The sequence below is a fragment of the Streptomyces sp. BA2 genome (genome assembly GCF_009769735.1).
Classification (GTDB): domain Bacteria; phylum Actinomycetota; class Actinomycetes; order Streptomycetales; family Streptomycetaceae; genus Streptomyces.
Genome location: NZ_WSRO01000002.1, coordinates 1,164,221 through 1,176,241, shown reverse-complemented (window position 1 = coordinate 1,176,241; position 12,021 = coordinate 1,164,221). Strand labels below are relative to the sequence as shown.

The window sequence follows — 12,021 nt, the reverse complement described above, 5'->3', positions numbered from 1 at the left end:
GCTCACAACCCTGGGGCGGATACGTTCCGCGAGCGCGGGCGGCGGCAACGGCAAGCTGCGCGCCCTGCGCAAGAACCGGCTCGCCATGACTGGTGGCGTCATCGCCGCCGTCTTCGTCCTCGCGGCGCTCTTCGCGCCGCTGGTCGCGCCCTATGATCCCGCGCGCCCCGACTTCGCCAACGCCCTTGCCGAGCCCGGCTGGTCGCACTGGCTCGGCACCGACGACCTCGGCCGCGACCAGCTCTCCCGCGTCGTGTACGGGGCGCGGGCGTCCATGCAGGTGGGCGTGGTCGCGGTGGCGCTCGCGTTCGTCGTCGGCGTACCGCTCGGCCTGCTCGCGGGCTATTACGGCAAGTTCACCGACAGCGTGGTCTCGCGGCTCACCGACACGATGCTCGCCTTCCCCTTCCTGGTGCTCGCGGTCGGGCTGGCCGCGGTGCTCGGCCCCTCGCTCACCAACGCGACCATCGCCATCGGGATCTCGCAGATCCCGGCGGTCATCCGCATCACCCGCGCGGAGACACTGCGGCTGCGGCACGTCGACTACGTGGCCGCCGCGGTCGCCAACGGCGGCGGCGACGCCACCGTGCTCTTCCGGCACATCTTGCCCAACGCTACCTCCGCGCTGACCGTCCAGGCGACCGTCGGCATCCCCGCCGCGATCATCGGCGAGGCACTGCTCAGCTTCCTCGGTCTGGGAGTTCAGCCACCGGAGGCGTCGCTCGGCGTGATGCTCTCCGGCGCCCAGTCCTTCCTCGCGCCCGCGCCGTGGATGGCGGTCTTCCCCGGACTCGCGGTCGTCGCGGCCACCCTGGCGTTCAACCTGCTCGGCGACGGCCTCCGGGACGTCCTCGACCCCCGAGGAGCCACCCGATGAGCCTCCCCATGAGCAAGTCCGTACTGAGCGTGCGCGACCTGTCGGTCTCCTTCCGCTCCGACACCCGCACCGTGCACGCCGTCGACCATCTCTCGTACGACGTCGCAGCGGGCGAAGTGCTCGCGGTGGTCGGCGAGTCGGGGTGCGGCAAGTCCGTCACGGCGATGGCCGTGATGGGGCTCCTGCCGCCCACCGCCCACATCGAGGGATCGATTCGACTCGGTGGCGCGGAGATCGCGGGAGCGAGCGAGAAGGAGCTCGGGCGGGTCCGCGGCAAGGACATCGCGATGATCTTCCAGGAGCCGATGACCTCGCTGAACCCGGTCCTGACCATCGGCCGCCAGATAGGCGAGGTGCTCCGGCGTCACCAGGGCCTGTCCAAGAAGGAGGCACGCGCGCGTGCCGTGGAACTCCTCGACCTGGTCGGCATCCCCGCCCCCGCCCAGCGCGTCGACGAGTACCCGCACCAGCTCAGCGGCGGCATGCGGCAACGCGTCATGATCGCCATCGCGGTCGCCTGCGACCCGTCCGTCCTGATCGCCGACGAGCCGACCACCGCGCTCGACGTCACCGTGCAGGCGGGCATCCTCGAAGTGCTCCAGTCCCTGCGGGAGAGGCTCGGCACCGCGATCGTGCTCATCACCCACGACCTGGGCGTGGTGGCCGACGCCGCCGACCGCGTCCTGGTCATGTACGCGGGCCGGCCCGTCGAACAGGCCCCGGTGGACGAGCTGTTCGCCGAGCCGCGCCACCCGTACACCCGCGGGCTGCTGGGCGCGGTCCTCCGCCCCGGCGGTGAGGGCAAGCGGCGGCTGCCCGAGATCCCCGGCCTGGTGCCGAGCCTCGACGCGCAGCCGGACGCCTGCACCTTCGCCCCGCGCTGCGCGCACGCCGACGACCGGTGCACGACGTCCAGGCCCGGCTTCAAGGCGGTCTCCCGGAACGCCGGTGCCGACGCCGCGCACCGGGCGGCCTGCTGGCACCCGCAGGACGCGGCTGTGCTCACGCCCACCACCCAGGAGGCCGGACAGTGATCCCCACACCCGTTCTTGAACTGTGCGGCCTTCAGCGGCACTTCGCGGGCCCCGGCGGCGTCGTGCGCGCCGCCGACGGAGTCACGCTCACGGTCGGCAAAGGCGAAGTCGTGGGCCTGGTAGGGGAATCGGGGAGCGGCAAGTCGACCGTCGGACGCTGCGCAGTACGGCTCGACGACCCGACAGGCGGCACCGTCCACATCAACGGCACGGACGTGACCCGTCTCTCGCGGCGCGCCCTGCGGCCCCTCCGAAAAGACTTCCACCTCGTCTTCCAGGACCCCTCGTCCTCGCTCGACCCACGGATGACCGTCGGGCAGATCATCGCCGAACCTCTGCGCCTGCACGGCATAGCCAAGGGGGAGGCGGCACGCGCGCGCGTGGCGGAACTCCTCGGCCAGGTCGGCCTGCGCCCCGAGCACGCCGACCGGCATCCGCACGAACTCTCCGGCGGGCAGCGCCAGCGCATCTCCATCGCCCGCGCGCTCTCCGTCGACCCGGACCTCCTGGTGGCCGACGAACCCACATCGGCCCTCGACGTCTCCGTCCAGGCCTCGGTGCTCAACCTCCTCGCCGATCTCCAGCGGGACCGCGGCTTCGGGTGCCTGTTCATCACGCACGACCTGGCCGCCGTGGAGTTCCTCGCCGACCGCATCGCGGTCATGTATCTCGGCCAGATCGTCGAACAGGCCCCGACCGCCGAGCTGTTCGCCGACCCCAAGCACCCGTACACACAGGCGCTCCTGTCCGCCGCGCCCGTGCCCGACCCGGCGGTCCAGCGCACTCGCGAGCGCATCGTCCTCAGCGGCGAACTGCCGAGCCCGCTCGCCCCGCCGCCCGGGTGCCGCTTCCACACGCGCTGCCCGCTGGCCGTCGACCGCTGCCGCGTCGAGGTGCCCGAGCTGCGCGCGCTTCCCGGAGGCGGCGGACGCGAGGTGTCCTGCCACCTCGTCGCCTCCGACGGCACGGCTCCGGACGCGGCCGCCGCCCCGGCCCTCCGTACGATCCCCAGTACCCGCACCGCACGCTAGGAGCAGCACTCTTGTTCACCACTAGGCCGACCCTCCAAGGCACCTTCGGCATGGTGTCCTCCACCCACTGGCTCGCCTCGCAGTCCGCGATGGCCGTCCTGGAGGACGGCGGCAATGCTTACGACGCGGCGGTCGCCGCGGGTTTCGTCCTGCACGTCGTCGAGCCGCACCTGAATGGCCCCGCGGGCGAGGTGCCGATCATCCTGGCCCCCGCCGACGGGGTGGTGCGCGTCCTGTGCGGGCAGGGCGTCGCGCCCGCCGGAGCGACCGTGGGCCACTACCGCTCGCTCGGCCTCGAACTGGTGCCGGGCACAGGGCCGCTCGCGGCCGCCGTGCCGGGCGCCTTCGACGCGTGGATGCTGCTCCTGCGCGACCACGGGACCAAGTCCCTCGCCGATGTCCTCAAGTACGCCATCGGGTACGCGGAAGACGGGCACGCGCCCGTGGAGCGCGTCGGCGAGACCGTCGAGACGGTACGCGAACTCTTCGAGACCGAATGGCCCTCGTCGGCCGAGATCTACCTGCCCGACGGCCACGCCCCGCGCCCCGGCGAGCTCCTGCGCAACCCGGCGCTCGCCGCGACCTGGCGCCGCGTGATCGAGGAGGCCGGGACGGGCTCACGCGTCGAACAGATCGACGCCGCGCGGAAGATCTGGAGCGAAGGGTTCATCGCCGAGGCGCTGGTACGCCAAGCGGGTCGCCCCACGATGGACACCAGCGGATCCCGGCACACCGGGACGCTGACGGCCGCCGACCTCGCCGGATGGCAGGCGAGCTACGAGACCCCCGCGACGTACGACTGGAACGGCTGGACGCTCTGCAAGGCGGGCGGCTGGAGTCAGGGCCCGGTCTTCCTCCAGCAGCTGGCCGTGCTCCCCTCGGCGCTCGCGGACCTGCCCGCGTACGGCTCCGCCGACTACGTCCACCTGCTGATCGAGGGCTGCAAGCTCGCCATGGCCGACCGCGAGGCCTGGTACGGCGACGCGGACGGCGCCGACACGGTCCCCGTCGCCGATCTGCTGTCCGCCGCCTACAACGAGGAGCGGCGCACGCTCATCGGCGAGAAGGCCTCGCACGACCTGCGCCCCGGAAGCCCCGGCGGGCGCACGGCGAAGATCTCCGCCCACGCGAGCGCCGTGGCCGCGGGCGAGCCCGGCTTCGACGCGCTCGGCCTGCCCGGAGCGGGCGCCGGTGAGCCGACCGTCGCCAAGAGCGGCACGTCACCCGTGCCCGGCGAACCGGCCGTATCGGCGGACGGCGCGACCCGCGGCGACACCTGCCACCTGGACATCGTCGACCGCTGGGGCAACATGGTCGCGGCGACGCCGAGCGGCGGCTGGCTGCAGTCCAACCCGGTCGTCCCGGAGCTGGGGTTCCCGCTCGGCACCCGCCTCCAGATGGCGTGGCTGGAGGAGGGCCTGCCCAACTCCCTCACGCCGGGCCGCCGTCCGCGCACCACCCTGACGCCGTCCCTCGCGCTCAAGGACGGCGTACCGGTGATGGCGTTCGGTACGCCCGGCGGAGACCAGCAGGACCAGTGGCAGGTGCACTTCTTCCTGGCGGTCGCGCTGCGCGATTCCGTACGCGGAGGCCTCGACCTCCAGGGCGCCATCGACGCCCCCAACTGGCACAACGACAGCTTCCCCGGCTCCTTCTACCCGCGCGGCATGCGCCCGGGGAGCGTCACGGTCGAGTCCCGCATTGACGAGGCGGTCATCGAGGAGCTGCGGCGGCGCGGGCACGACGTGACGGTCGGCGAGCCGTGGTCGGAGGGGCGCCTGTGCGCGGTGGCACGGGACCCGCGGACCGGCGTGCTTTCGGCGGCGGCCAACCCGCGGGGGATGCAGGGGTACGCCGTGGGGCGGTAGAGAAGCCGGGTACGCGGCGCGCGACGCCGCGTACCCGGCCGGCCGTGCCGCAGGGCTCCTCGGATTTGCGTCTGCCGGGTTCGCGCCGTTGCCGACCGCGGATCGTGGTCCGTCCTCGCGCAGTTCCCCGCGCCCCTTCGGGGCGCTCTCCGGGGCGTCAGGGCCGGCCGCTCGTGCCCTGTCCGTCGAGCGACTCCTCCGACGACCGCTCGGGCTCCCGCGGGGAGGGCAGGGCCACCGCGGTAGTGGCCTCGCGGCGGCGCGACACGGCGCCGCCCACCAGCGCGGCCACCGGCTGCGCGAAGCGTGCGGTCAGCGGGCCGACGATCACCAGGATCAGGACGTACGCCGTGGCCAGTGGGCCGAGCGACGGCTCGATGCCCGCGGTGACGGCAAGCCCCGCGATGACGATGGAGAACTCGCCGCGCGCCACAAGCGCACCGCCCGCCCGCCACCGCCCCTTGACGGAGATCTTGGCGCGGCGGGCCGCCCAGTACCCCGTGGCGATCTTCGTGCACGCCGTCACGACGGCGAGCAGGAGCGCGGGCAGCAGCACCGGCGGGATGCTCGCCGGATCGGTGTGCAGGCCGAAGAAGACGAAGAAGACCGCGGCGAACAGGTCCCGCAGCGGCGCGAGGAGGCTGTGCGCGCCCTCGGCGACCTCGCCGGACAGCGCGATACCGACCAGGAACGCCCCCACGGCGGCGGAGACCTGGAGCTGCTGCGCGATACCGGCGACCAGGATCGTCAGACCGAGGACGACCAGGAGCAGCTTCTCGGGGTCGTCGCTCGACACGAAGCGCGAGATGACGCGGCCGTAGCGCACGGCGAGGAACAGCACCAGACCGGCCGCCCCGAGCGCGATGCCCAGGGTGAGACTGCCCGCGGCCCAGCCGACACCGGCCAACAGGGCCGTGATGATGGGCAGATACACCGCCATCGCCAGGTCTTCCAGGACCAGGATGCTGAGGATGACGGGCGTCTCGCGGTTGCCGAGGCGCCCCAGGTCGCCGAGCACCTTGGCGATGACCCCGGACGACGAGATCCAGGTGACGCCCGCGAGAACGACGGCGGCGACAGGACCCCATCCCATGAGCAGCGCGGCGATCGCGCCCGGCACGGCGTTGAGCCCCATGTCGACGAGCCCGGCCGGGTACTGCGTCTTGAGATTGCTGACCAGATCGCTCGCCGTGTATTCGAGGCCCAGCATCAGGAGCAGCAGGATGACGCCGATCTCGGCGCCGATCGCGACGAACTCCTCACTGGCGCCCAGCGGAAGCAGACCGCCCTCGCCGAACGCGAGCCCGGCGAGCAGATAGAGAGGGATCGGGGAGAAGCGGAACCGCCCGGCGAATCTGCCGAGCAGCCCGAGCGCGAGGATGATCGCGCCGAACTCGATCAGGAAGACAGCGGAGTGCATCGAATCACTCCCGCCCGAGTATCGCGGCGGCGCTCTCCACACCCTCGCGGGTGCCGATCACGATGAGCGTGTCCCCGCCCGCGAGGCGGAAGTCGGGCGCGGGCGACGGAATGGCGTCGGCCCTGCGCAGCACGGCCACGATGGAGGCACCGGTCTCGGTGCGCATCTGGGTCTCGCCGAGCAGGCGACCGTTCCAGTGCGAGGTGCCGGACACCTCGATGCGCTCGGCGACGAGGCCGAGATCGGTGGTGTGCAGGAGGTTCGGGCTGTGGTGCGAGGGCATCAGCGCGTCGATCAGGGCGTCCGCCTCACCGGAACTCAGCCGCAGCGAGAGCGCGCACTCGTCGGGGTCGTCGGCGCGGTAGGCGCTGAGGGTGCGCGCGCCGTCCCGGTGTGCGACGACCGAGACCCGGCGCTGTTCTCGGGTCGTCAGGTCGTACCGGATTCCGATGCCTGGAAGTGGCGTCTGGCTCAGACGTGAAGCGGGCACAGCTTTCCCCTAGGTGCTGATCGGGCTGCTAGTTGCTTGATCGGGCTGATGGGCGTCAATACGGCGTTAAGGTCACCCTATCGGCCCGTTCTTTGCCAGAACTTGGTGGTAGGGGTCCCGCTCCGGGGCTATGGCTGACGCTCCGCCAACACCGTCTCGACGGAATCGGCTTCCGCCGGTGACTTGTCCTCGCGATAGCGCACGACCCGGGCGAAGCGGAGCGTGACGCCGGCCGGATAGCGGGTGGACTTCTGCAGCCCGTCGTAGGCGATCTCGACGACGAGCTCCGGACGTACGGTCACGACGAAGCCGTCGTCGCTGACCGCGAGCTCACGCAGCCGCTCGGTCTGCCAGGCGAGCATCACGTCGGTCATGCCTTTGAAGGTCTTGCCGAGCATGGCGAACGTTCCGTCCGGTCGCCGGGCACCCAGATGCAGGTTGGACAGCTTGCCGGTCCGCCGCCCATGCCCCCACTCGGCGGCGAGCACGACGAGGTCCAGGGTGTGCACGGGCTTGACCTTCAGCCAGCTCGCACCGCGGCGCCCTGCGATGTACGGCGCGTCGAGGGCCTTGAGCACGACGCCTTCATGGCCGCGGCGCAGCGTGTCGGCGAAGAACTCCTCCGCGGCGCCGAGTTCGGCCTCGTCGGCGGGGTCGGTGACGAGGGCGCGCCGCACCCGCATCGGCTCGGGGACGAGCCGGGCCAGATGGCTGTGACGCTCGACGAACGGCAGATCGAGGAGATCCATCCCCTCGGCGTACAGGGCGTCGAAGAAGACGGGGGAGACGGGGAGTCCGGCGGCGGCGGTGGTGACGTCGACACGGGACCCCACGCGTCCGGCGATCTCTTGGAAGGGCCGGGGTCTGCCGTGGCTGTCGAGCGCGATGACTTCACCGTCGAGAATGAAGGTATCCCCCGCCAAGCCCCGTGCGGCGTCGGTGAGTTCGGGCAAGCGGTCGGTGATGTCGTCGAGGGTACGGGTGTAGACGCGGACGTCGTCCCCGTCGCGGTGCACCTGGACGCGAATGCCGTCCAGCTTCTCCTCGACGGCGCACGGCCCGCCCAGCTTGCCGACCCCTTCGGTGACGGACCCGGCGCCGTGCGCGAGCATCGGCAGCACGGGCCGCCCGACGCTGAGCCGAAACTCGTCCACCGCGCTCGGCCCCCTCGCGAGGAGGGCCTCGGCGACGGGCGTCACCGCCCCGGCGAGCATCACCGCGCGGCGCACGGATGCCGGCGGGGCCTCCGTGGCGCGGGCGAGGCCCTCCACGGCGATGGCATCGAGGGCACCCTGCCGGACCTCGCCGGTCAGCAGCCCGACGAGGAACCGCTGCTCCTCGCCGGTGGCGGAACCCATCAACTCCCTTACGAGTCGCCTGCGTTCGGCCTGGGACCCCTGCCCCGACACGGCGCCGATGGCGGTCAGGGCGTTGTCCGTGGCCTGCACGGTGAGGGTGGGCTCGGCGGCGGGCGGGGGCGCCTCCTTCAGAAGACTCCACCCGATACCCAGCCTCCCCTGGGGGAGGCGGCCCGCGAGGTAGGGGATGACGATGGGGGCGTCGGCGGGGGCGGCCGCGCGGAAGAGGCCGGCGAGGAGGGTGATCTTCTGGGACCGGGCGGGGGTGGTGGCGACGGCGGCGGATACGTGGGCCAGGCGGGCGAGGAGCATGCGTTCTCCTTTCCCCGATCCCGCCCCTACCCGAAACCGGGCCCTTTCCCGCCCACCCACCCGGCGAAGCTTTCAGCCCGTCCGGCGTTTGAGGACGAACTCGGCGGAGCCGGTGATGACGGCACGCAAGGCCCCCGCGCCAGCGGGTTTTCGGGAAGGGGCGGGGTTGGGGACTGAGCCTGTTGCCCCGCCCCCGACTACGGACTGTGGCAGATATGGATCGGCCCGACCCAGGGCTCACAGACCGGCGACGGCGGAGGCGTGGGCTCGACCGGCGTCGGGTCCACCGGAGTGGGTGTCGGGGGAGGCGTAGGCGTAGGCGTCGGTACCGGCGTCGCAGTCTCCGTCGGCTCGACGGGCGGCACGACCGGCTCGGTCGGCTCAGTAGGCGCCACCGGCTCAACCGGCTCAACCGGGCCCGGCACCTCCGGCTGCTCCACCGGACCCTGCTGCTCAGCCTGAGCCGGCGGCTCAGCCGGGGGCGCCACCGGCTTCGCAGGAGCTTCCTCCACGGGAGAATCCCGCACCGCAGGCGCCTCCTCCGCCGGAGCCGGAGCAGAACCAGGCCCCGCACCCTCCCCCCGAGGCTCCGGCACAGGAGCCGTCGAGTCCGTCGAAGAGGGAGCCCGCTCCGGCGCCCCGCTCTCCACCGCAGTGGCCCGCTGTGGCGGCACCGCAGGGCCCGGCCCCCCGAGCACGAGCCCCGCCGCCACAGCCGCCCCCGCCACGGACACACCCACGACCCCCGCCACCGCGGCAGGCACCTTGCCCCCTCCGGTGAGGACGTGACGTACGCCGTGCAGGAAGCCCCCGTGCCCACCCGAGCCGGAAGCGGCCCCCGCGGCCCCCGCAGCCCCCGCGGAACCCGCGGCCAGCGGCAGGAGGAACTTGCCCGTGCCGCCCAGGACGAAGATCAGCAGCGCCGGTCCGGCCAGCGCGGGCAGCCGGTCGTTCGCGCGGGCGAGCAGCGCGAGCCGTCCCCGGCAGTCGGCGCAGCCGTCGAGGTGGGCGAGCAGCTGCTCGGACTGCCGGGCCGAGGCCTCGCCGCGTATGTGCCCGGGTATGCGGTCCCAGTGCTGCTCGCACGCGGGATCCTCGGGCGTCCCGGGATGCGCGCGCAGGAACGCCTGCCGCATCCCCTCGCGGGCGCGGTGGAGCAGTACGGCCGTCGCGCCCCGCCCGGCACCGATCCGGCGCCCGACCGTCTCCAGCGGCTGCCCCTCCGCCTCGGCGAGCCACAACGCCTTCACCCAGCGCTCGGGCAGCTGCCCGAGCACGCGGCCGAGCAGATCCACGGAGGAGACACGGTCACCGGGGTCGTCACCGCCACCGGCCACCACGCCGAAGGGCTCGACCGTCTCCGGGGCATGCGGATCACGCGGTGTCTCGCGCCCGGCATCGCGCCCCACGGCCGCGGCCAGGTGCCGCACGGTCGTCATGAGGTACGCCGGTACGTTCTCGATCTCGTGCCCCGCGGACAGCCGCCGCCAGACGCGGAAGTGCGCCTCCGCGACGAGGTCGTCGGCGACCCAGGCGCTGCCGGTCAGCGAGCGCGCGTAGGCGACGAGGCGCGGCTGTTCCTCCTCGTAGATGCGGGAGTACGCGGCCGTGGCGGGCGTGGTGACGGGCCCGTCGGCGGAGACGTCGGTCATGGCAGAAGCTCTCCCGGTCCCACTGCGGGTGGTTCGGACGAATTCGAAAGCCTAGGCGTTAAATGTCCGACTTGTGATGCGGGAGTGGCGCAGGTCACAGAGATCGGCCCGCGTGTCGCGTAATGAACCACCTGGCCACGGACTCGAACAGGCACGGAAGAACGCAGAGCGAGCAGCGGCAGCTGCGCCAGAACAGGAGTCCGATCATGGCCGTCACCCTTGAGCAGCCCGCCCGCGCCTGCCTGATCACCCCCGAAGGGCGCGAGCGCGCGCTGCCCGTGACCCTGCGCTATGAGGCGGCCGACCCCCTGGCCGTCCAGATCGTCTTCCCGTCGGAGGCCTCCCTCGATGGCGCGGAAGTCACCTGGATCTTCGCCCGTCAGCTCCTGGAGGAGGGGCTCCGCGCCCCCGCGGGCGGCGGCGACGTGCACATCTGGCCGTGCGGCCGGGCCCGCACGGTTCTCGAGTTCCACGCGCCGCAGGGTCTGGCCCTTGTGCAGTTCGACAGAGCCGTGCTGCGGCGTTTCCTGCTCCGTACGTACGCCGTGGTGGGGGTGGGGCGCGAGGCCGCGGGGCTCGGCCTCGACCAGGATCTCGCCCGTCTGCTGGGCGGAGTCTGAGCGGGAGGCCCCCGGCCACGATCAGCGGTGGAGGCGGGCCGACCGCCGCCGCCGGATCACCACCACCGCACCCGCCACCAGAGCCGCCGAACCCCCGGCCACGAGAAGGTTCGCGGTCCAGTCCGAGCCGTCCGAACCGCTCGCATGGGCGGCGAGCTCGGCAGCGGGCACGGGACCCTGCGCCGTGCCCCGCCTCTCGTTCTCGGGGATCAGCGAACCCACCGGCCTGACGTGCTTCGCCGCCTTGAACCCCCAGTCGAGGAGCGACCTGGTCTCCTCGTACACGCGGTACCCGCCGCGAGCCTGAGGGTTCATCACCGACACGACGAGGGTTCGGCCGCCGCGCTGCGCCGCGCTGATGAGGGTGTTGCCCGCGTGGCTGGTGTAGCCGTTCTTGATGCCGAGCAGGCCCGGGTAGGGGGCCACGCCGTCGGCTCCGGTGAGGAGCCGGTTGGTGTTCTGGATGGGGTAGGACCAGTCGCCGTGCGGGAACTTCGCGATCGACGTCGAGCAGTAACGGGCGAACTGCGGGTCCGCGAGCCCCGCCCGGCCGAAGACCGCCAGGTCGTACGCCGATGACACCTGCCCCGCCGCGTCGTAACCGTCGGGAGAGACCACATGGGTGTCGTGGGCGCCCAAGGCGCGGGCCTTCGCGCGCATCTGACGGACGGTCCGCTGCCAGCCGCCGTTGAGCTTGGCCAGCACGTGCACGGCGTCGTTGCCGGAGCTGAGGAACACGCCGCGCCACAGGTCGGCGACGGTGTAGCTGCGCCCCGCCTCGACCCCCACCAGGCTGCTGCCGTCCCCGACCTCGGAGAGCTCGCTCTGGGTGACCCGGTGCCGGGCCACGGCGTCCAGGTGGGGCAGGGCCGTGAGGGCGAAGAGCGACTTCAGGGTGGAGGCGGGCGGCAGTTGACGGTGCGCGTTGTGGGCGGCGAGCACTTCGCCCGAACGGGCGTCGGCCACCAGCCAGGAGAGAGCGGAGACGTCGCTCGGCACGGCCGGGGCGCCGGCGCCGGGCCGGACCTGAACGCCCGGCCTGTCGAGGAGGTTCGAGGAGTATGCGGGTCCCGGCTTGGGTGGCGTGGGCTCCTCGACGGCCGCGGAGACGGGTGTGGGCAGGAGGACCAGAGCGGCCAGCGCGAGGGCCGCGGTGCGGACGGACGAGGAGCGCGGGAGGTACCTGATGACCATTCAGTCACCGTACGAGCGCGGCCTGAAGCCCGCAGGTCAGCTTGGTCCGGCTGGATGTACGGGGTGGCCGGCGGCCTGCGCGCCAAGGGAGTTGTGAGGTCGGTCCCGAATGACCGCTCTCCCCATTATTTCCCCCCAGGTACCCAGGACCGTCACCCCGCCCGC

At 72.6% G+C, this 12,021-nt stretch carries 10 protein-coding genes; 5 read left to right on the top strand and 5 right to left on the bottom strand.

Going from position 1 to position 12,021, the window contains the following annotated elements; all coding sequences use genetic code 11:
* The first annotated feature begins 10 nt into the window (after positions 1 to 10).
* The 4 genes from E5671_RS07930 to E5671_RS07915 are packed head-to-tail and all read left to right on the top strand — an operon-like array spanning position 11 to position 4,810.
* Entirely contained in the window at positions 11 to 877 is an 867-nt protein-coding gene (locus E5671_RS07930; protein ID WP_202121613.1) for an ABC transporter permease, read from the top strand.
* A complete protein-coding gene (locus E5671_RS07925) occupies positions 874 to 1,911 on the top strand; it encodes an ABC transporter ATP-binding protein (protein WP_237330128.1) in 1,038 nt (345 codons plus the stop codon). The genes E5671_RS07930 and E5671_RS07925 overlap by 4 nt, the downstream gene beginning before the upstream one ends.
* Complete coding sequence (locus tag E5671_RS07920; RefSeq protein ID WP_160503130.1) at positions 1,908 to 2,942, top strand: oligopeptide/dipeptide ABC transporter ATP-binding protein; 1,035 nt, start codon at positions 1,908 to 1,910, stop codon at positions 2,940 to 2,942. Before E5671_RS07925 ends, E5671_RS07920 begins: the two co-directional genes overlap by 4 nt.
* A gap of 11 nt (positions 2,943 to 2,953) precedes the next feature.
* Positions 2,954 to 4,810 (top strand): gamma-glutamyltransferase family protein, encoded by a 1,857-nt coding sequence (locus tag E5671_RS07915; protein WP_160503129.1) that lies wholly within the window; start codon positions 2,954 to 2,956, stop codon positions 4,808 to 4,810.
* Positions 4,811 to 4,967: 157 nt separating this feature from the next.
* Here the strand turns inward: E5671_RS07915 and E5671_RS07910 are convergent, their stop codons facing one another.
* The 4 genes from E5671_RS07910 to E5671_RS07895 all read right to left on the bottom strand — a co-directional run bounded on the left by E5671_RS07910 (position 4,968) and on the right by E5671_RS07895 (position 10,042).
* Entirely contained in the window at positions 4,968 to 6,230 is a 1,263-nt protein-coding gene (locus E5671_RS07910) for a cation:proton antiporter (RefSeq protein ID WP_160503128.1), read from the bottom strand.
* A 4-nt stretch (positions 6,231 to 6,234) separates the two neighbouring features.
* Complete coding sequence (locus tag E5671_RS07905) at positions 6,235 to 6,720, bottom strand: cation:proton antiporter regulatory subunit (RefSeq protein WP_336605696.1); 486 nt, start codon at positions 6,718 to 6,720, stop codon at positions 6,235 to 6,237.
* Positions 6,721 to 6,848: 128 nt separating this feature from the next.
* The gene (locus tag E5671_RS07900) at positions 6,849 to 8,390 is read right to left on the bottom strand and encodes an ATP-dependent DNA ligase (protein ID WP_160503127.1); all 1,542 of its coding nucleotides are present in this window, start codon (positions 8,388 to 8,390) and stop codon (positions 6,849 to 6,851) included.
* A gap of 197 nt (positions 8,391 to 8,587) precedes the next feature.
* Positions 8,588 to 10,042, bottom strand: coding sequence for a sigma factor (locus E5671_RS07895; protein ID WP_160503126.1), 1,455 nt, complete (start codon positions 10,040 to 10,042; stop codon positions 8,588 to 8,590).
* 206 nt (positions 10,043 to 10,248) lie between these two features.
* On the opposite strand from E5671_RS07895, the gene E5671_RS07890 reads away from it, so the two are divergent.
* On the top strand, positions 10,249 to 10,662 hold the full coding sequence (locus E5671_RS07890; protein WP_160503125.1) for an SsgA family sporulation/cell division regulator: 414 nt from the start codon (positions 10,249 to 10,251) through the stop codon (positions 10,660 to 10,662).
* 21 nt (positions 10,663 to 10,683) lie between these two features.
* Here E5671_RS07890 and E5671_RS07885 read toward each other — a convergent pair whose 3' ends face one another.
* A complete protein-coding gene (locus tag E5671_RS07885; protein ID WP_160503124.1) occupies positions 10,684 to 11,856 on the bottom strand; it encodes a D-alanyl-D-alanine carboxypeptidase family protein in 1,173 nt (390 codons plus the stop codon).
* Between the last annotated feature and the right edge of the window lie 165 nt (positions 11,857 to 12,021).

Excerpts from the sequence above, each read along its gene's own strand:
- E5671_RS07925 (WP_237330128.1), top strand. The coding sequence starts at position 874 with ATGAGCCTCCCCATGAGCAAGTCCGTACTGAGCGTGCGCGACCTGTCG.
- E5671_RS07910 (WP_160503128.1), bottom strand. The coding sequence starts at position 6,230 with ATGCACTCCGCTGTCTTCCTGATCGAGTTCGGCGCGATCATCCTCGCG.
- E5671_RS07890 (WP_160503125.1), top strand. The coding sequence starts at position 10,249 with ATGGCCGTCACCCTTGAGCAGCCCGCCCGCGCCTGCCTGATCACCCCC.
- E5671_RS07895 (WP_160503126.1), bottom strand. The coding sequence starts at position 10,042 with ATGACCGACGTCTCCGCCGACGGGCCCGTCACCACGCCCGCCACGGCC.
- E5671_RS07900 (WP_160503127.1), bottom strand. The coding sequence starts at position 8,390 with ATGCTCCTCGCCCGCCTGGCCCACGTATCCGCCGCCGTCGCCACCACC.
- E5671_RS07885 (WP_160503124.1), bottom strand. The coding sequence starts at position 11,856 with ATGGTCATCAGGTACCTCCCGCGCTCCTCGTCCGTCCGCACCGCGGCC.